This window comes from Candidatus Hydrogenedentota bacterium, assembly GCA_016791475.1.
GTDB lineage: Bacteria > Hydrogenedentota > Hydrogenedentia > Hydrogenedentales > JAEUWI01 > JAEUWI01.
The window spans coordinates 299-565 of the sequence record JAEUWI010000143.1; the positions used below are offsets into that span (position 1 = coordinate 299).

At 64.8% G+C, this 267-nt stretch carries 1 pseudogene (running past both ends of the window); it reads left to right on the forward strand.

Annotated elements, in window-relative coordinates:
* Positions 1 to 267: pseudogene (locus JNK74_28340) on the forward strand (AAA family ATPase) (it extends past both window edges: 152 nt to the left, 283 nt to the right).

The window sequence follows — 267 nt, forward strand, 5'->3', positions numbered from 1 at the left end:
TCGCGCGCGTGCAGTTCACCAGCGACATGCTGCCCGCCGACCTGCTCGGCACCACCATATTCGAGCGCGATTCCGGGCGTTTCCGCTTTCATCCCGGCCCGGTATTCGCCCAGGTGCTGCTGGCCGACGAAATCAATCGCGCCACGCCCAAGGCGCAAAGCGCGCTGCTCGAAGCGATGGAAGAACGCCAGGTCACGCTGGATGGCGAAACGCGCCCGCTGCCGCAGCCGTTTTTCGTCATCGCCACCCAGAATCCCACACACCAGA